General features: G+C 74.2%; 18 protein-coding genes and 1 tRNA gene. 8 read left to right on the forward strand and 11 right to left on the reverse strand.

The annotated features are described in order from the left end of the window. Nucleotides 1-9 precede the first annotated feature (9 nt). The 4 genes from AC07VC_RS13900 to serS form a co-directional block, all read right to left on the reverse strand. Entirely contained in the window at nt 10-1,266 is a 1,257-nt protein-coding gene (locus tag AC07VC_RS13900; RefSeq protein ID WP_494675035.1) for an LCP family protein, read from the reverse strand. A 16-nt stretch (nt 1,267-1,282) separates the two neighbouring features. Next, nucleotides 1,283-1,367, reverse strand: a tRNA-Ser gene (locus AC07VC_RS13905). Between the two features lie 228 nt (nt 1,368-1,595). Next, complete coding sequence (locus AC07VC_RS13910) at nt 1,596-2,417, reverse strand: HAD family hydrolase (protein WP_317229073.1); 822 nt, start codon at nt 2,415-2,417, stop codon at nt 1,596-1,598. Further along, nucleotides 2,414-3,694, reverse strand: a complete 1,281-nt coding sequence (gene serS, locus AC07VC_RS13915) for a serine--tRNA ligase (protein ID WP_317229072.1) — start codon at nt 3,692-3,694, stop codon at nt 2,414-2,416. The genes AC07VC_RS13910 and serS overlap by 4 nt, the downstream gene beginning before the upstream one ends. A gap of 145 nt (nt 3,695-3,839) precedes the next feature. On the opposite strand from serS, the gene AC07VC_RS13920 reads away from it, so the two are divergent. Next, nucleotides 3,840-5,207 carry an APC family permease gene (locus tag AC07VC_RS13920; protein WP_494675034.1) on the forward strand — a complete coding sequence of 456 codons (1,368 nt, stop codon included), beginning with the start codon at nt 3,840-3,842 and terminating at the stop codon, nt 5,205-5,207. A 27-nt stretch (nt 5,208-5,234) separates the two neighbouring features. On the opposite strand, the gene pheA is transcribed toward AC07VC_RS13920, so the two are convergent. Beyond that, nucleotides 5,235-6,191 carry a prephenate dehydratase gene (pheA, locus tag AC07VC_RS13925; RefSeq protein WP_494675033.1) on the reverse strand — a complete coding sequence of 319 codons (957 nt, stop codon included), beginning with the start codon at nt 6,189-6,191 and terminating at the stop codon, nt 5,235-5,237. Between the two features lie 49 nt (nt 6,192-6,240). Here pheA and pgm point away from each other — a divergent pair, with 49 nt between their 5' ends. Continuing rightward, the gene (pgm, locus tag AC07VC_RS13930) at nt 6,241-7,881 is read left to right on the forward strand and encodes a phosphoglucomutase (alpha-D-glucose-1,6-bisphosphate-dependent) (protein WP_494675032.1); all 1,641 of its coding nucleotides are present in this window, start codon (nt 6,241-6,243) and stop codon (nt 7,879-7,881) included. Nucleotides 7,882-7,952: 71 nt separating this feature from the next. Next, a complete protein-coding gene (locus AC07VC_RS13935) occupies nt 7,953-8,450 on the forward strand; it encodes a ribosomal maturation YjgA family protein (RefSeq protein WP_494675031.1) in 498 nt (165 codons plus the stop codon). On the opposite strand, the gene AC07VC_RS13940 is transcribed toward AC07VC_RS13935, so the two are convergent. Beyond that, the gene (locus AC07VC_RS13940; RefSeq protein WP_494675030.1) at nt 8,447-9,343 is read right to left on the reverse strand and encodes an amidase domain-containing protein; all 897 of its coding nucleotides are present in this window, start codon (nt 9,341-9,343) and stop codon (nt 8,447-8,449) included. The two genes, AC07VC_RS13935 and AC07VC_RS13940, sit on opposite strands and share 4 nt — an antisense overlap. Nucleotides 9,344-9,447: 104 nt before the next feature. Between AC07VC_RS13940 and AC07VC_RS13945 the strand changes: the two genes are divergently transcribed. Continuing rightward, on the forward strand, nt 9,448-9,732 hold the full coding sequence (locus tag AC07VC_RS13945) for a GNAT family N-acetyltransferase (protein ID WP_317229066.1): 285 nt from the start codon (nt 9,448-9,450) through the stop codon (nt 9,730-9,732). 303 nt (nt 9,733-10,035) lie between these two features. Here AC07VC_RS13945 and lplAB read toward each other — a convergent pair whose 3' ends face one another. Further along, nucleotides 10,036-11,085, reverse strand: a complete 1,050-nt coding sequence (gene lplAB, locus AC07VC_RS13950; RefSeq protein ID WP_104289635.1) for a lipoate-protein ligase LplAB — start codon at nt 11,083-11,085, stop codon at nt 10,036-10,038. Between the two features lie 78 nt (nt 11,086-11,163). Between lplAB and AC07VC_RS13955 the strand changes: the two genes are divergently transcribed. The 3 genes from AC07VC_RS13955 to AC07VC_RS13965 all read left to right on the forward strand — a co-directional run bounded on the left by AC07VC_RS13955 (nt 11,164) and on the right by AC07VC_RS13965 (nt 13,945). Continuing rightward, entirely contained in the window at nt 11,164-11,853 is a 690-nt protein-coding gene (locus AC07VC_RS13955; RefSeq protein ID WP_494675029.1) for a Pr6Pr family membrane protein, read from the forward strand. A 141-nt stretch (nt 11,854-11,994) separates the two neighbouring features. Then, nucleotides 11,995-13,206: an alcohol dehydrogenase catalytic domain-containing protein gene (locus tag AC07VC_RS13960; protein WP_494675028.1), complete on the forward strand. Its 1,212-nt coding sequence runs from the start codon at nt 11,995-11,997 to the stop codon at nt 13,204-13,206. Nucleotides 13,207-13,312: 106 nt separating this feature from the next. Next, on the forward strand, nt 13,313-13,945 hold the full coding sequence (locus AC07VC_RS13965) for an alpha-ketoglutarate-dependent dioxygenase AlkB (RefSeq protein WP_317229063.1): 633 nt from the start codon (nt 13,313-13,315) through the stop codon (nt 13,943-13,945). A 24-nt stretch (nt 13,946-13,969) separates the two neighbouring features. On the opposite strand, the gene AC07VC_RS13970 is transcribed toward AC07VC_RS13965, so the two are convergent. Then, nucleotides 13,970-14,659: a TetR family transcriptional regulator gene (locus AC07VC_RS13970; RefSeq protein ID WP_494675027.1), complete on the reverse strand. Its 690-nt coding sequence runs from the start codon at nt 14,657-14,659 to the stop codon at nt 13,970-13,972. A 113-nt stretch (nt 14,660-14,772) separates the two neighbouring features. Next, nucleotides 14,773-15,486, reverse strand: coding sequence for a helix-turn-helix domain-containing protein (locus tag AC07VC_RS13975; protein WP_317229061.1), 714 nt, complete (start codon nt 15,484-15,486; stop codon nt 14,773-14,775). A gap of 326 nt (nt 15,487-15,812) precedes the next feature. Between AC07VC_RS13975 and AC07VC_RS13980 the strand changes: the two genes are divergently transcribed. After that, nucleotides 15,813-16,451 carry a hypothetical protein gene (locus AC07VC_RS13980; RefSeq protein ID WP_494675026.1) on the forward strand — a complete coding sequence of 213 codons (639 nt, stop codon included), beginning with the start codon at nt 15,813-15,815 and terminating at the stop codon, nt 16,449-16,451. Between the two features lie 60 nt (nt 16,452-16,511). Here the strand turns inward: AC07VC_RS13980 and AC07VC_RS13985 are convergent, their stop codons facing one another. Continuing rightward, complete coding sequence (locus AC07VC_RS13985; RefSeq protein WP_494675025.1) at nt 16,512-17,039, reverse strand: GNAT family N-acetyltransferase; 528 nt, start codon at nt 17,037-17,039, stop codon at nt 16,512-16,514. After that, nucleotides 17,036-18,001 carry an alpha/beta fold hydrolase gene (locus AC07VC_RS13990; protein WP_494675024.1) on the reverse strand — a complete coding sequence of 322 codons (966 nt, stop codon included), beginning with the start codon at nt 17,999-18,001 and terminating at the stop codon, nt 17,036-17,038. Before AC07VC_RS13990 ends, AC07VC_RS13985 begins: the two co-directional genes overlap by 4 nt. Between the last annotated feature and the right edge of the window lie 27 nt (nt 18,002-18,028).

The raw sequence follows: 18,028 nt of genomic DNA on the forward strand, positions 1-18,028 counted from the left end.
TGCGGAGGGTCAGCCGAACGCCTTGGAGCACGTGACCGTGCCGGCGTCGGTGCCCGTGATGGCCTCCGGCAGCACCGTCGGCGCCGAGGCCGCCGGATCGGACGTCCCGCCCGCGGCGGGCGCGGTCGTGGACGGCGCCGGGGTCGATGCCGCGGGCTGCTCCTCGACCGCGCCGAGGCCGGTGTTGCCGGCCTCGACCTCGAAGGGGGCATCCGTCCGGAGGAGCTGCATCAGCTGGTCCCCGTCGGCCGTCAGCGGCTGCACCTTGCCGGCGTAGACGCCGGTGCCCGCGGTCGATCCCGGGTACTGCAGGAAGCGGACCTGGTCGAGCGGGATGTCCTTGAGCGCCAGCGCCATCGACGCCATGGTCTGGTAGTCGAGCGAGGTGGAGCGCTGCATGTTGTCGACCGCCGCCTTCGCGAGGCCGTAGACGCGCGTGGGGTCCGACAGCGTGCTCGACTGCTTCATGGTGCGCACCAGCGACGAGAGGAACACCTGCTGGTTGCTGATGCGGGCCAGGTCGCTGCCGTCGCCGACCGCGTGGCGCGTGCGGAGGAACTGCAGCGCCTCCTTGCCCTGCAGCGTGCTCTCGCCCGCCGGCAGGTCGAGGTCGGTGCGCTTGTCCTTCAGGGGGCTCGCGAGGCAGACGGGCACGCCGCCGACCGCGTTCGACATCTCGATGACCCCGTCGAACTCGATGAGCGCGGCGTACGGGATGTCGAGGCCCGTGAACTGCGCCACCGTCTTGGCGACGCACGGCAGGCCGCCGTCCGAGAGGGCCGTGTTGAGCGGCTGGGCGGACATCGCGGGCGCCATGCCGGACCCGTCCGCGCGGACGCACGACGGGATGGGGACGACCATGTCGCGGGGCAGGCTGACGACGGTGGCCTGCGAGTGGTCGGCCGAGACGTGCAGCACCATGTTCACGTCGTTGAGCGCGCCGTCCGTCCGCCCGTACCCGTCGCCCTGGCCCTGGCGCGTGTCGGATCCGGCGAGCAGCACGTTGAAGCCGCCGTCGAGCGCGCCGATGCCGACCGTGGTCCGCTCGGTGCCGTCGCTGATGTCGACGGTGCCGACCTGCGCCGCCCGGTCGAGGTCCCAGAGCGCGACGGCCGCCACCGACATGCCGCTGACGAGGAGGACCGCGACCCCCATGGCGACGCCCCGGAGGAGCACCCGCGCGCCGCTCGGCCTGCGGAGGCGGCCGTGCCGGGCGATGACCGGGGGCGTCGCCCTCCGGCGGGGGCGCAGGGAGCCGTCGCTCATGCGGGTCCTCTCCGGGCGGAGGGCGTGGGATTCGAACCCACGAGACATCTCTGCCCACCAGTTTTCAAGACTGGCTCCATCGGCCGCTCGGACAGCCCTCCCGATGCGCGCGCTCCCGCGGGGCGGGCGACGTGCGATCGATCAGGAGCCTACCGGTGGCCGGCTCGGCCCGCGGTGGTGCGGCCGGGTGACCGCGCGGGACGTGCCACTCTCGCACGGGGGCCATCCGAGGCGGCTGGGCCGTCCCCAGGGAGGAGCTGGGAGCGCGCGGCCCGCGCCGGGGAATCCGGCGGCGACCTGCGCAGCACGCCGCGAGGCCGCGACGCCGCTCAGAGCCGGGCGAGGACCGCGGCCGCCCCGTTCTCCGTGATGGGCCCCGTGACCTCGGTGGACGCGGCGATGACCTCGGCGGGCGCCTGGCCCATGGCGATGCCCCGTCCGTGCTCCCCCGCCCACTCGAGCATCTCGATGTCGTTGCGCCCGTCGCCCATGGCGACGACGTGCGAGCGGGCGATGCCGTGCAGCTCGCGGACGCGCTCCATGGCGGTGGCCTTGTTGACGCCGTCGGGCGCGATGTCGAGCCACGCCGTCCAGCCGATGGAGTAGCTGACCCGGTGCAGGCCCATGCGCTCCACGACGACCTGGAAGTCCTCCATGTCATGGCCGGGCGAGATGACCACGACGCGGGTCGCGGGCACGTGCAGCAGCTCCTCGAACTCCACGTGGCGGCCGTTGGCCTCCAGCGCGCCGTCCGGGAAGTCGCCGCCGGAGTACAGGTACACGCCCTCCTCGTCCTCGACGGCGTACCGGCCGCTCGCGAGGTGCGGGCGGATGCGCTGCAGCACGTCCGACGGGTCGAACGTCTCGACGATGCGGCGGGAGTACCCGGTGGGCGCCTCCGCGTCGCGCTCCAGCACGATGGCGCCGTTCGAGCACACCATGTAGCGGGGGTGGATCCCCAGGCGCTCCACGATGGGCAGGGTGTCGGCGACGGAGCGGCCGGTGGAGGGCATGACGAGGTGGCCGGCCTCCTCCACGCGGCGCACCTCGCGGACGACGGACCCGTCGAGCGAGCCGTCCTCCCCGAGCAGCGTGCCGTCGATGTCGAGGGCGATGAGCAGGCGGTCGGCGTCGGACACGCGCGGGGTCATCGGGCCGCCTCCGCCGTGGCGGGCTCCAGGGTCTCGAGGCCGCCGAGGTACGGACGGAGCGCCTCGGGCACCCGGACCGACCCGTCGGCCAGCTGGTGGGTCTCGAGGATCGCGACGATCCAGCGCGTGGTGGCGAGCGTGCCGTTGAGCGTGGCGACGGGGCTCGTGCGGCCGTCCTCGCCGCGGAAGCGGGTGCCGAGCCGGCGGGCCTGGAACGTGGTGCAGTTCGAGGTGGAGGTGAGCTCGCGGTATGCGCCCTGGGTCGGGATCCACGCCTCGACGTCGTACTTGCGGGCGGCGCTCGAGCCCAGGTCGCCCGCCGCCGTGTCGATGACGCGGTAGGAGAGCCCGAGGTCCTGCATCATGCGCTCCTGCATGGCGAGCAGGCGGTCGTGCTCCGCCTCGGCGTCGGCCGGGTCGACGTAGCTGAACATCTCGAGCTTCTGGAACTGGTGGACGCGGATGATGCCGCGGGTGTCCTTGCCGTAGGAGCCCGCCTCCTTGCGGTAGCAGGTCGACCAGCCGGCGTAGCGCACGGGCCCCGCGGCCAGATCGAGGATCTCGTCGGCGTGGTACCCGGCGAGCGCCACCTCGCTGGTGCCCGTGAGGTAGAGGTCGTCGTCGTCGAGGTGGTAGACCTCGTCGGCGTGCGCGCCGAGGAAGCCGGTCCCGGCCATGATCTCGGGCTTCACGAGCGTGGGCGTGATGAGCGGCACGAGGCCCGCCTCGAGCGCGCGGGCGAGCCCGAAGTTCATCAGGGCGATCTCGAGCCGGGCGCCGATCCCCTTGAGGTAGTGGAAGCGCGCGCCGGAGACCTTGGCGCCGCGGCCCATGTCGATGGCGTCGAGGATCTCCCCGATCTCCAGGTGGTCGCGGGCCGCGAAGTCGAAGGACGGCTTCTCGCCGACCTCGCGGACGAGCGCCCAGTCGTCCTCGCCGCCCGCGGGCACGCCGTCGATGACGATGTTCGGGATGCGCCGCATCGCCTCGTCGAACGCCGCCTCGGCCCGCTGCGCGCGCTCCTGGGCGGCCGTGACGCGCGCCTTCAGCTCCTGCACCTCGGCGATGAGGCGCGGCTTGTCGGCCTTGTCCGCCTTCGCGACGAGCTTCCCGTGCGCGTTCTGCTCGGCCCGCAGGCCCTCGTACTCCGTGATCGCCAGGCGCCGCTCGGAGTCGGCGGCGACCGCCTGGTCGACCACCTCCACGGAGGAGCCGCGGAGCTCCTGCGAGGCGATGACGAGGTCGGGCTGGTCGCGGAGAATCTGCGGATCGATCACCCCGTCACTCTAGCCAAGCGGCCCGGGCGCATCCGGGCGGCGACCGCCGCACCGGGACGCGGACGCCGGATCGGGCCAGGCTCGATGGGTCGCGCGACCGCGCGGCCGCCGGACGCGGGTCCGGCGACGCGCAGGGAGGACCGGCATGGCGACGACGACGGACACGGACGGGGGCGGCGCATCCGCCGACGGCTCGAAGCTCAAGAAGGCGATCACCGGGCCGCTGCTGTTCCTGTTCATCCTGGGCGACGTCCTCGGCGCGGGCATCTACGCGCTCATGGGCACGCTCGCGGAGGACGTGGGCGGCGCCCTGTGGGTGCCGCTCGTGGTGGCCCTGCTCCTGGCGCTGCTCACCGCGGGCTCCTACGCCGAGCTCGTGACGAAGTACCCGAGGGCGGGCGGCGCCGCGATCTTCGCGGAGCGCGCGTACCGGCAGCCGATCGTGTCGTTCCTCGTCGGGTTCTCCATGCTCGCGGCGGGCGTCGTGAGCGCCGCCGGCCTGTCGCTGGCGTTCGCCGGCGAGTACCTGTCGAGCCTCCTCGCCCCCGTGATGGACGTGCCGCAGATCCCCGCGGCGATCCTCTTCCTGCTGCTCGTGGCGGCGCTCAACGCCCGCGGCATCACCGAGAGCATGCGCGGCAACGTGATCATGACGGTGGTCGAGCTGAGCGGCCTGGTGATCGTGATCGTCGTCGTGGCGGTCATGCTCGGCGGCGGGGGCGGCGACGTGTCGCGCGTGACCGGGTTCCCGGAGGGCTCGAACGCCGCGCTCGCGACGCTGTCGGCCGCGATCGTCGCCTACTACTCGTTCGTCGGGTTCGAGACGAGCGCCAACGTCGCCGAGGAGGTGCGCGACCCCAGCCGCGTGTACCCGAAGGCGCTCTTCGGCTCGCTCGCGACCGCCGGCGTCGTCTACGTGCTCGTCGCGCTCGCGAGCTCGGCCGCCCTCGCGCCCGAGGACCTGCAGGACTCCACCGGGCCGCTGCTCGCGGTGGTCGAGGCGACCGGCGTCGGCATCCCGCCGTGGGTCTTCAGCCTGATCGCCCTCGTCGCGGTGGCGAACGGCGCGCTCCTCACCATGATCATGGCGAGCCGCGTCACCTACGGCATGGCCGAGCAGGGCCTCCTTCCCGGCGTCCTCGGGAAGGTGCTGCCGAAGCGGCGCACCCCGTGGGTCGCCATCGCCGCGACCACGGTCGTCGCGATCGCGCTGACCTCGGTGGGCGACGTCGGGACCCTCGCCGAGACCGTCGTGCTCCTGCTGCTGTTCGTCTTCATCAGCACCAACGTGGCCGTGCTGGTGCTGCGGCGCGACCGGGTCGAGCACGAGCACTTCCGCGTGTGGACGGCCGTCCCCGTGCTCGGCACGCTGTCGTGCGTCCTGCTGCTCACGCAGCAGAGCGGGCAGGTGTGGCTGTTCGGCGCGATCCTCCTGGCCGTCGGCGTCGTGCTCTACCTGATCAGCCGCGCGACGGGCGCGCGCTCGAAGGATCTGGACCGCGACCGGGCCTGAGGCGGCCGCGGCCGGTCCGGCGTCGCGTCAGGCGCCGGCGCCGGGCTCCGCCGCGAGGATGGCCCGCAGCCAGTCGCGCGCCTCGAGGAAGACGTCGTCCTCGTACTCGGCGCGGTAGGTGCTCGGCGCCCCGTCCGCCCGGGGGTAGGAGCCGAGGAACGTGACCCGGGGGCTGAACCGGCGGATCCCGAGGAGGGCGTCGGCGACGCGCTCGTCGTGCACGTGGCCCTCGGCGTCGATGACGAACCGGTAGCGGCCGAGCTCGTCGCCGATGGGCCGCGACTGGATGAGCGCGAGGTTCACCCCGCGGGTGGCGAACTGCTCCAGGAGGTCGAGCAGGGATCCGGCGCGGTCGTCGGGCAGCTCGACGATGAGGCTCGTCTTGTCGGCGCCCGTGCGCGCGGGCAGCGACGTGGCCCGGCCGACCAGCACGAACCGCGTCACGGCGTTCGGGTTGTCGCCGATGGCGCGCGCCAGGGCCTCGAGCGGCTGGCTCTCCACGATCTGCGGCGGCGCGATGGCGGCGTCGGCAGTGCCGTCCTCCAGGAGCGACATGGCGGCCTGCACGTTCGACGACGCGGGCAGGTGCCCGTGCGTGGGCAGCTCGCGCTCGAGGAAGCGGCGGCACTGGCCGTAGGCGACCGGGTGCGCGGCGACCGTCCGCACGTCGGCGAGGACCGTGCCCGGGCGCACCACGAGGTCGAAGGAGACGGGCACCAGGTGCTCGCTGAGGATCCGGAGGCCCGGGATGTTGGCGAGCGCGTCCTGCGTGGCCGTGACACCGCCCTCGACCGAGTTCTCGATGGCGATCATCGCGGCGACCGACGTGCCGGCGACCACGTCGGCGAGCGCCTCGGAGGCGTTGTTGACCGCGCGCCAGGTGCGGCCGCGGGCGGCCTCCACCTGCTTGAGGGCGGCCTCCGTGAAGGTGCCGGACGGGCCGAGGTAGCTGTACGTCTCGTCGGGTCGGGAGGTCGCGGGCATGCCTGCACCCTAGATGGGATTCGGCGGGCCCCGGTGCCAGGATGGGGGCATGCATGACCGCGCAGGCACCGCCGCCCTCCCGTCCGACCTCATCGACATCGACGAGCTGATCCGGGCGTACCACGACCTCCACCCCGACGTGGCGGATCCCGAGCAGAAGGTGGCGTTCGGGACGAGCGGCCACCGCGGCAGCTCGCTCAACACGGCGTTCAACGAGGACCACATCCTCGCCATCACGCAGGCCATCGCCGAGTACCGGGCCGAGCAGGGCATCACCGGGCCGCTGTTCATCGGCCGCGACACGCACGGGCTCTCGAAGCCCGCCGAGGACACCGCCCTCGAGGTGCTCGTCGCCAACGGCGTGCGCGTGCTCGCCGACTCCCGCGACTCCTGGTGCCCCACGCCGGCGCTGTCCCACGCGATCCTCCGCTGGAACCGCGACGCGGGGCACGGCGACGACGACGTGGCCGACGGCATCGTCGTGACCCCCAGCCACAACCCGCCGGCCGACGGCGGCTTCAAGTACAACCCGCCGCACGGCGGACCGGCCGACTCCGACGCGACCGGCTGGATCGCGGCGCGCGCCAACGAGATCATCGCGGGCGGCCTCGCGGACGTGCGCCGCGTGCCCCTCGCGGAGGCGCGCGCGGCGGTCGAGGGCTACGACTTCCTGGGCCACTACGTCGACGACCTCGGCTCGATCATCGACATGGACGCCATCCGGGCGGCGGGCGTGCGCATCGGCGCCGACCCGCTCGGCGGCGCGTCCGTCGAGTACTGGGCGGCCATCGGCGAGCGCTACGGCCTCGACCTGGAGGTCGTGAACCCGGAGGTCGACCCGGCGTGGGCGTTCATGACCCTCGACTGGGACGGGAGGATCCGCATGGACCCGTCGTCCGCGTCCGCCATGGCGAGCGTGCTCGCGCGCAAGGACGACTTCGACATCCTCACCGGCAACGACGCGGACGCGGACCGCCACGGCATCGTCACGCCCGACGCGGGGCTCATGAACCCCAACCACTACCTCGCCGTCGCGATCGACTACCTCTACGCGCACCGCCCGGAATGGCGGCAGGACGCGGGCGTCGGCAAGACGCTCGTCTCCTCCAGCGTCATCGACCGCGTCGCCGAGTCGCTCGGCCGCCGCCTCTGGGAGGTGCCGGTCGGGTTCAAGTGGTTCGTGCCCGGCCTCATCGACGGATCCGTCGGCTTCGGCGGCGAGGAGTCGGCCGGTGCCAGCTTCCTGCGGAAGGACGGCACCGTCTGGACCACGGACAAGGACGGCATCCTGCTCGCGCTGCTGGCCGCGGAGATCCTCGCGGTCACCGGCAGGACCCCGAGCGTCCTCTACCGGGAGCTCACGGAGCGCTTCGGCGACCCCGTGTACGAGCGCGTGGACGCCGCCGCGACCAAGGCGCAGAAGGCCACGCTCGGCAAGCTGGACGGCGACGCCATCACGGCCACCGAGCTCGCGGGCGACCCCATCACGGCGAAGCTCAGCAGCGCGCCCGGCAACGGGGCCGCGGTCGGCGGCGTCAAGGTCGTCACGGCCAACGCGTGGTTCGCGGCCCGCCCGAGCGGCACCGAGGACGTGTACAAGATCTACGCCGAGTCGTTCGTGGGGCTCGACCACCTGCACGAGGTGCAGGCGGAGGCCAAGCGCATCGTGGACGCCGCGCTCGGCGCCTGATCCCGTGCCCGGGGAAGCCAGCCCCGGCCCCGGCTGAGCGCGCTCCCACCGGAGGTCCCTACGGTGGGGGCATGCGCCATTCCGGGGATGTGGACGCGTTCGTCTGGGACGAGCCGTCGGTCCCGACCGCCCACCGCCCGGCCGAGGCGGCCACGGCGGCCGCCCGCGGCGTCCGGCTGCCCGACGGGCACGCCCGCCGGCGCGTCGTCGCGCTGGCGGCGCTCCTCGCGGTCGTCATCGCGGGCATGGTCGTCACCCGCTCCGACGGACGCGGGCTCTGGCCCGACGTGCACTACGCGGCCGCCCTGCACCTGGCGCTCATCGCCGTGATGCCGCGCGTCGACACGGTCGTGCACGGCGCCGCCGTGCTCGTGTGGTGCACGGGGATCGAGCTCCTGCAGATCACCGGGTGGCCGGAGACCTGGGCCGCGCACGTGCCGGTCTCGCGCCTGCTGCTCGGGACGGGCTTCGACCCGCTCGACCTCGCGGCCTACGCGCTCGGCGTGCTGGCCGTGCTCCTCGTCGACCGCCTGCCGCGGGTCCTCCGCGGGCCGCGGGACGCGGGCTAGGAGACGCTCCAGAAGTGCACCTCGGCGCCGGGGTGCTCGACCGTGATGGTCTCGTCGAGGTCGCGGTAGTCGTTGTCGAGGTTGTGGCCGACCATCTTCACGACGTTCCCGCCGTCGCCCGGCTCGATGGCCGAGACGATCTGCGTGTGGTCGCCGGAGTCGTTGCGGTTCCAGTCGAAGATGACGATGTCGCCCACCTTCAGGCGGTCGCGGTCGGCGAGCTCGAGGCGCGTCACGCCGAGCGCGGCGGCGTTGGCCGCGAGCCACCGGTCGAACGTGGGCACGTGGATCCACGCGTAGGTCCAGTCGGACCCGCCGCCGCGGTTGTGCCACTCCGTCGTCATCTCCCACCCGCGCTGGATGAGCGTCTGGCTGACGAAGTTGACGCAGTCGCCGCCGGACGGGTTGAAGTCGCCGTACTCCTCGAGGTTGTACGAGTCCCAGTGCGCGAGCGCGTACTGCAGCTGCGCGTCGACCGGCGTCTGCGCCGTGTACGCGGCCGTCGAGGCGGTGAGCGCCGCGTCGCCCGCCATGACCTGGATGTCGGCGGTCCCGTCCTCGTAGTCGGCCGAGCGGGGCGCGACGACCGTGACGGACCCGTCGCCGGCCACCTGCAGGTCGGTGCCCGGCGTGCCGGAGAACATGACGGCGGTGGCCGCGGAGAGCCCGGCGCCGGCGAGGGTGACGGTCTGCCCGCCCGAGACGGAGAGCTCCGCGGGCTCCACGGAGGTGACGGCGGGCGCGGCGTCGGACGCGGCGGGCCGGCCGCCGTCGCCCGCGTCGCGGGTCGCACGGGGGGCGGGGTCCTGGCGCGTGCAGGCGGCGAGGACGGCGGTCACGGGGACCGCGAGCGCGGCGGCGAGGATGCTGCGGCGGCGGATGTCGGCGGTCACGTGATGCTCCGGGGGTAGGGGTGCGCCCGGGTGGCGGGCTCGTCCAGGGTAACCCGGCGTCCTGGCGGATCGACTCCGCGCGGGAGCGCGCCTAGTGTGGCGGCATGAGCGTCGACGTGACCCACGACCCCGACGGCTCGCGCTACACGCTGTGGCTCGACGGCGAGCGCGCGGGCTTCGCGGACTACCTGATCCAGGGCGACCGCATCGTCTTCACCCACACCGAGGTCGACCCCGCGAAGCGGCGCGGCGGCCTCGGCGGCGAGCTCGTGCGGGCCGCGCTCGACGACGTGCGGAAGGGATCGCGCACGGTCGTGGCGGCGTGCCCGTTCGTGGCCGAGTGGATCGACGAGCACCCGGACTACCGGGAGCTGCTCGAGCGCGGCTGACCGCCGACCGGCGTCGCACGCACCCCGGAGGCGGGTCGCGCGCGGGGCGCATGCGCGCCCCGCGAGACCGCTCCGCGATCGACGTACGTCACGGAGCCGCCCGCGGTCGCGATCGCAGCCACCCGGAGGAGGTTCGGTCGTGCCGCTCGTCGCCGCTCGGCCCCCGCGGGGTCGGGAACGACGACGGACAGGACACTAGCCGCCGTGCCGCGGAGCCCGCCCGCCCCGACGCCGAGCGGACAGGCGCCCTTCGCCCAGCGGACAGGGCGTCCCCGACGCGCATCCGTCGCATGACGCGGGTGCTCAGGGGACGCGCGTCAGCCACTCCGGCGTGGAGAACTTGTCGGCGACGAGCTGGCGCGTCTTCGCCCACTCCTCCGGCGTGACCTCGCCGGGCTTGCCGCCGTAGAGGCCCGTGAAGGTGGCCTTCATCCGGTCGATGATCTCCGCGCGGCTCATGCCGGTCTGGCTGCGGAGCGGGTCCACGCGCTTGGCCGCGCTGGTGATGCCCTTGTCGCTGATCTTCTCGCGGCCGATGCGCAGCACCTGCACCATCTTCTCCCCGTCCATGTCGTAGCTCATGGTGACGTGGTGCAGCACGGCGCCGGCGCCCAGGCGCTTCTGCGCGGCGCCGCCGATCTTGCCGGTGGGGCTCGTGATGTCGTTGAGCGGCTGGTACGAGGCGTCGATGCCGAGCGAGCGGAGGGCGGTGATGACCCACTCGTCGAGGTAGGCGTACGAGTCGGCGAACGTCATGCCCTGCACGAGGTCGACGGGCGCGTAGATGGAGTACGTGATGACGGCGCCCGCCTCCATGTACATGGCACCGCCGCCGGACACCCGGCGGACGACGTCGAAGCCGTGGGCGGCGGCCTGCTCCGCGTCGACCTCGTTGCGCAGCGACTGGAAGCTGCCGATGACGACGGCCGGCTGGTCCCACTCCCAGATGCGCAGCGTGGGGTTCCGACGCCCGGCGCCGACCTCCTCGGCGAGCACCTGGTCGAGGGCCATCTGCTCGACGGGGCGGTAGGCGCGGTCGTGGATGACCTCCCACTCGTAGTCGCCCCAGTTCGTGGCGCGGGCCAGGGAGCGGCGGATCGCGACGGCGACGGCCTCGGGCGAGAAGCCGAGGAGCACGGCCTGCGGCGGGAGCGCGCGGCGGATGGCGGCGGCGATCGCGTTCGCGTCGCTGTCCTCGGGGAGGCCGTTCACCGCCCGGTCGATCGCCTCGAGCGCGTCGTCGGGCTCGAGGAAGAAGTCGCCCGCGAGGCGGAACCCCGAGATGCGGCCGTCGGTCACGTCCAGGTCGACCACGACGAGCTTGCCGCCGGGGACCTTGTACTCACCATGCATCCGACCAGCCTACGGCCCGCCCGGCGCGTCGCACCGCCGCCGGATCCCCGCGGACACGGGCGTGTGGGACCGTGGGCCATGCGCATCACGTGGGCGGTCGTCCGCCTCCTCACGACCGCGGCCGTGCTCGTCGCCGTCATCAGCCAGTACGCCGTCAGCTCCGCGTACTGGCGCAGCATCGGGGTGGCGGGGATCTGGGGGAAGACGGTCGACTTCCTCATGTACTTCACCATCGAGTCGAACCTGCTGGCGGCGGTCGTGATGGGGATCGGCGCCGTGCGGCTGCTCCGCCGCGGCCCCCTCCCCGGCCGCGGCTGGACGACGCTCCGGCTCGCCGCGACCACCTACATGGTGACCACGGGCGTGGTCTACAACCTCCTCCTGCGGGGCCTGCCGACGATTCCCGGCGGGAAGCTGCCCTGGTCGAACGAGGTGCTGCACGTCGTCGTGCCCGCGCTCGTGCTGCTCGACTGGCTCCTGGCGCCGGACCGCCGCGCGCTCGGGTACGGCGCGGTCGGGCGGGTCGTCGTCTTCCCGCTGGTGTGGGTCGCGGTCACGCTGGCACGGGGTCCCGTCACGGGGAACGAGGTCACGGGGGCGGCCACCTACTACCCGTACCCGTTCCTGGATCCCGCCACCGACGCGGGCGGATACGCGACCGTCGCGGTCTGGGTGGTCGTCATCGCCGCGTTCATCTGCGGCATGGCGCTGGCCCTCATCGCCGTCGGGCGCCGCGCCTCCCGCGCGATCGCGCACGCGACGGCGTGAGCCGGTAGCCGCCCCTCCCGCCTCGCGTCAAGGGGGCGCCCGGATCCGGACGCCGCGGACCGGCCGGCCTAGCGTCGGACGCACGGACGGCGGCGCATCCGGCCCGCCCGTCCCGCATCGGACGAGGAGAGGCGAGGCAGCATGAAGGCAGTCGTGTGGCACGGCGAGGGCGACATCCGCCTGGACGAGGTGCCGGATCCGCGGATCCAGGAGCCGACCGACGCGGTCATCCGCATCACCCGCAGCGCCATCTGCGGCACCGACCTCCACTTCGTGCGCGGCACGATGGCCGGCATGCGCGAGGGCACCATCCTCGGCCACGAGGCCATCGGCACCGTCACCGAGGTCGGCGCCCAGGTGCGCGGCTTCTCCCCCGGCGACCGGGTGCTGGTGTGCTCGACCATGTCGTGCGGCGTGTGCGCGCAGTGCCGCGCGGGCAGCACGGCCCAGTGCGACGTCGCCAACCCGAACGGACCGCAGGCCGGCACGTCGTTCTTCGGCGGGCCCGAGACGACGGGCCCCATCGACGGCCTGCAGGCCGAGTACGCGCGGATCCCGTGGGCCGCCCACACGCTGATCCCGCTCCCCGACGCGGTCAGCGACGACCAGGCGATCCTCCTCAGCGACATCTTCCCCACCGCCTGGTTCGGCGCCGAGCTCGCGGGCATCCGGCCGGGCGACACCGTGGCGGTCCTCGGCGCGGGCGTCGTCGGGCAGTTCGCCGTCGCATCCGCCTTCCGCATGGGCGCCGGGCGCGTCTTCGCCGTCGACCACGTGGAGACGCGCCTCGCGATGGCGCTCGAGCAGAACGCCGAGGTGATCCACTTCGAGCGCGAGGACCCGGTGGCCGCGGTGATGGAGGCGACCCTCGGGATCGGCGTGGACGCGGTGATCGACGCGGTCGGCGTCGACGCGCAGCGCCCGCACGCGGGTCCCGCCGCCGAGGAGGCCGAGCAGGAGGCGGACGCGTTCGCCGCCGAGGTCGCGCAGGTCGCGCCCGGCGCCTCCCCGCACGACGGCCTCTGGGTCCCCGGCGACGCCCCGAGCCAGGCCGCGCAGTGGGCCGTGCGGATGGTGCGGAAGTCGGGGCGCATCGGCATCATCGGCGTCTACCCGCCCCAGCTCACGTCGTACCCGATCGGCGCCGCGATGAACAGGAACCTCACCATCCGCATGGGCAACTGCGACCACCGCCGCGTCACGCCGCCGCTCATCGACCTCGTCGCGTCCGGCGTGTTCGACCCGACGCGCTTCATCACGCAGGACGAGGGGATGACGACCGCGATCGACGCCTACGAGCACTTCGACGTGCGCGAGGAGGGCTGGCTGAAGACGGTGCTCGAGGTCGGGTGACGCGGCGGCGGCCGTCCTGCGCACGACGCGCCCGGGCGGCGCCCCGGACCTCCCCGCCCCTCCCGCGTTCGAACATGCGTTCGAACATCCGGGCTATGCTCGCGCCATGAGCATCGCGTTCCAGGCCTCCCTCTTCGACGACCTCCGGGCGGCACCCGGCCTCGGCGCGCTCGGCGCGGAGGTCGAGCGGCTCGACCTCGGGCAGGGTGCCTGGCTCGACATCCGCCCCGGCTGGGTCAGCGACTCCGACGCGCTGTTCGAGCGCCTCGTGGAGGACGTCGAGTGGACGGCCGACACGCGGACCATGCACGGCCGCACCGTGGAGGTGCCGCGCCTGCTGTCGTGGTTCGGGCCCCGGGCCGCGCTGCCGGCGCCCGTCCTCGAGCAGGCGCGCGACGCGCTCAACGACCACTACGGACGGCCGCCCGGACAGGTGCTGGAGACGGCCGGGCTGTGCTTCTACCGCACGGGCGACGACAGCGTCGCCTGGCACGGCGACCGCGTCGGGCGCGCCATCGACCGCGACACCATGGTCGCCATCGTCTCGGTCGGGGCGGCGCGCACGCTGTCGCTGCGGCCGAAGGGCGGCGGGGAGGTGCGGCGGTTCCCGCTCGGGCACGGCGACCTCGTGGTCATGGGCGGCAGCGCGCAGCGCACGCACGAGCACGCGATCCTCAAGACCACGAAGGCCGTCGGGCCGCGCATCAGCATCCAGTTCCGCCCGGTCTGGCCGGCCTGAGGCGGGTCGCCCGCGCGTCGCCGATCAGGCGAGGACGGGGTCCCACCCGGTCGGGGTCGCCGCGGCGGCGACGGCCTCCACGGAGTCCGGGTCGAGGGGGCGGGCGTCCCGCACGACCGCCTCGACGCCCTCGAGCCCGAGGTGCGCGAGGAGCGGGATCCAGAGCATCCGCAGGCGGTCGGCGGCATCCACTCGCGGCGCGCGCGTCGACCGGAGGGAGAGCACCCCGAGGGTGGCGCCCAGCAGCACGTCGACGGCGGCGTCGAGATCCGGCTCGGGCTCGGGGACGCCCTGCATCACGAGCTCGGTCCGCAGCAGCCGGTGCACGAACGCCACCACGTCGAAGCGCGGCGCGACCCCGAGGCCGAGGCGCGGCATCTCCTGGCGGAGCCGGACGGCGCCGGCGGCGACGGGACGGACCTCCACCTCGCGGGCCGCGGTCAGCAGGAAGACGACGAGCTCCGGGAGGGCGCCCGGCCCCTCGAGCGCGGCGGCGATGCGGAGCCAGCGGCGCTCCTGCTCGTCGACCACCGCGTGCGCGAGGCTCTCCTTCGACGCGAACAGGTGGTAGCCGACGGCGGACTTGGGCCGGCCCATGGCCTCGGCCACCCGCGAGAACGACGTCGCCTCGTAGCCGTACGCGGCGAACTGGGCGCCGGCCGCCTCGACGATCTCCCGGCGGGCGCGCGCCACGGCCGCCTGACGCCGGTCCATGTCGCGCTCCCGTCCGCTCCGGGCATCGGAGCGTCCCGGACGGTAGCAGCGCGCGTCGACGGGAAGTCGTCCATCAGGTGAACGGCGGGTGCCGCGACGCGGCGGCACCCGGATCAGCGGACGCCCGCCTCCTCCTCGGCCATCGCGTCCTCCACCTGCGCCGCGATCACCGCGATCCTCGGGGAGGCCGACACCCGGCGCACGACGGCCGCCGCCTGGGGGACGCCCGCGCCCTCGAGCAGATGCGTCCACAGGGTGCAGAGCCGCGGCTCGACGCGCTCGTCCTCCCTCAGCGCCAGGTGGCAGAGGACGAGGCCGCGCGTGGAGTCCAGGAACAGGTCCGAGAAGGCCGCGATCTCGGCCCGCCGCCCCGGCAGGTCCGCCGTGAGCCCGGCCTCGATGCACGTGCGCGCGAAGCGGACGCGGCCGGCGCCGAGGAGGCGGCGCGGCAGGCCGCGGGGATCGACGTCGAGCGACGGCAGCTCGATCAGCAGGCGCAGGGCCCCCGCGCGCTCGGGGTGCGCGTCGATCTCGCGGGCCCGGAGCACGAGCAGCGCGAGCAGGCGCTCGACGCCCATCGAGATGCCGGCGCGCGCGAGGGCGTCGTCGGCCTTCTGCCACCGGAGGTCGTCCTCCCCGAGGACGGCCTCGGCCAGCGAGGCCTTCGACGGGAAGAGGTGGTAGCCGATGGCGGACTTGGGCCGGTCGATGGCCCGTGCGATGCGGGAGAAGGTGGTGGCCTCGTACCCGAACCGGGCGAAGAGCGCGCCCGCCGCCGTCACGATCTCCTGCCGGAGACGGAGCATCTCCACGCGTCGCTGATCCACAGCGTCCCCTTCTTCCGTACCGGATGGGCCGCACGGACCGTAACAGCCGACCCCCGCGACCGGCGTCGTGCCGGCCGATGCGGCACCTGCCTGTGGAGAACTGCCAGACGATCGTCTGACAGCCGCCTAGCTTCGGCACCGCGCGCTGCCGCCGCTCCTCGGATGCCCCGGCGCTCCCGCGCTCCGCGCCGCCACCCCTCCCGCAACACCGACGAATGGAGCACCACATGCCTCGCAGCGCCTCGCCCTCGGCCCGCTCGACTCGACGGCGCCATCGCCCTCCTCGCCCCGGGGCCGGTCACGGCCGTCGCGCCGTCGCGCTCGGGGTGACGACCGCGCTCGCGATCCTCGGTGCGGTGGTCACCGGGCCGGTCCCGGCGCAGGCGGCCACGCGGACCTCGGTCCAGTCCGTCGCCGCCTCCCTGCAGGCGGGCACCCTCGTCGACGACATCACCACCGGCAGGGTGAGCGTCCGCCAGCTCGTCGACACCGCGGAGGCGGCGTGGGCCAGCGGCCCGCACGAGGGGGCGACGCGACCGGACCGCGACGCCCTCACCCGGGAGGCGACCGCGGAGGTGCGGGCCCTCCGGAGCTCGGACGGCCTCCGCGCCCCGGCCGCCCAGCTCGACGTGACCGCCGCGCCGGGAGGCGGGCTGACCGCCTCGGTCGACTCCGTCGCGGTGTCGGACGGCTGGAAGCACTTCTGGCACAAGGTCGGCAAGGCGATCACCCCGCACCTGCAGACCATCCGGCTGACCCCCGCGGCGATGCGGATCATCATGGGCGCGGCCGGGGGCATCGGCGCCGCGTTCTTCTGCGCGATCCCGGGGGTGGGCACGCTCGCCTGCGGCCTCTTCTACGCCCTGATCGGCACCCTCGTGGGCGTGTGGAGCGCGGGCCTCCCCTGCGGGAACCGGGACTGGTACGCCATGGTCCCGGACGTGTGGAACAGCCACTGCGGCTGACGCCGGAGGAGGGCCGACGGCGCTCCGTCGGCGCCGCGCGCGCCGCCGGAGCGCCGCGGGTCACCAGCGGAGCAGCAGCACGTCCGATCCGCCCTCGCGTCCCACGGGCAGGAAGCCGAGCGACGCGTAGAGGGCCCGGGCGCGGTCGTTGCCGTCCTCCACGCTGAGGCTCAGGGCCGGCGCCCCCGACGCGCGGACCGCCTCGACGAGCGCCACGAGGAGGGCGCGACCCGCTCCCCGGCCGCGCGCCGACGGGAGGAGCGCCATGCCGAGCTCGGGGACGTCGGGGGCGACGAAGCCGTAGCCGCGGTCGTCGTCCGCGAAGAGCCGCGCCCAGGCCGCGCCCACCGGATCCCCGTCGGACACCGCGACGACGCCCACGTCCCCCGCGCGCGGCCAGCCGGTCACGTAGTGCGCGAGCTCCGGCGTGCGCAGCATCCGCTCCCGGGTCATGGAGCCGTCGTCGCGCCAGTCCATCGACGCCAGGAGCATGTCCTCGAGGAACGGCAGGTCGTCGCCGCCCGCCGGGCGGAGCGCGATCCCCTCGGGCAGGGCGGGACGCGGGACGGCCGGATCCGCGGAGGTCACGCCGGCGTCCCGCCGTCCGCGTCGCCGCGCTCGACCGCGGCATCGTCCGCGCCGTCGCCGTCGCCTTCGCCGTCGCCGTCCTCGGCCGCGCCGCCCCCCGCCGCCGCCACGCGCGAGTCCAGCCAGCTGCGGAGGTCGGCGACCACCTCGTCGCGGTTCGTCTCGTTGTAGATCTCGTGCCGCGCACCCGGGTAGACGATGAGCAGGACGTCGCTGAGGCCGGAGCGCCTGCTGTAGTCGCGGGCGAGCAGCTGCATGCCGCGGCGGCCGCCGAGCGAGTCCTCCTCGCCGCCCTGGATGAGCACGGGCAGGTCGGTCGCCAGCCTCCGGGGCGGGCGGCCCATGATCTGCACGGAGTCCCGCATCCGGTACGGCTTCAGCGCGTTGACGTCGAAGTTGCGGTCGTCGGCGCCGAACGCGCGCTGCGCCTCCGGATCCCGGGAGAGCCACTCGAAGCCCGTGGCCGCCGGGTGCCGCCACCGCTTGTTGAGGTCGCCCGTGTTGATGACGCCCGGCATCGCGAGCGACGCGCCGCTCAGCACGAGCCCCGCGTAGAGGTGCGACGCCCGCGCGACGATGCGCTGCGCGAGGAGCGCTCCCCAGCTGTGGCCGAGGAGCACGAGCGGCAGGTCGGGCAGGTCCCGGCGGAGCCGCTCGCTCACCAGCTGGATCCCGTCCAGGGCCGCCAGGTGCCGCCGGGGCCCCAGCACGCCGATGCCGAGGTGCCCGAGGCCGGTGGCGCCGTGCCCGCGGTGGTCGTCCGCGGCGACCGTGTAGCCCATGGCGTTGAGGTCCTGCGCGAGGCGGGCGTAGCGGAGCGCGTGCTCGCCTACGCCGTGCGCGATGTGCACCACGGCCCGCGGGCGCTCCGCCTCCCACACGTAGTAGTGGAGGGTCACGCCCTCGGCGTCCACGATGGTGCGGTGGTCGGCTCCTCCGGTGGAGCGCTCCTCGTCGGGCATGGATCCAGACTAGGTGCGCCGGGCCGC

It is taken from the genome of Clavibacter sp. GW821-FHT01D01 (assembly GCF_059422605.1).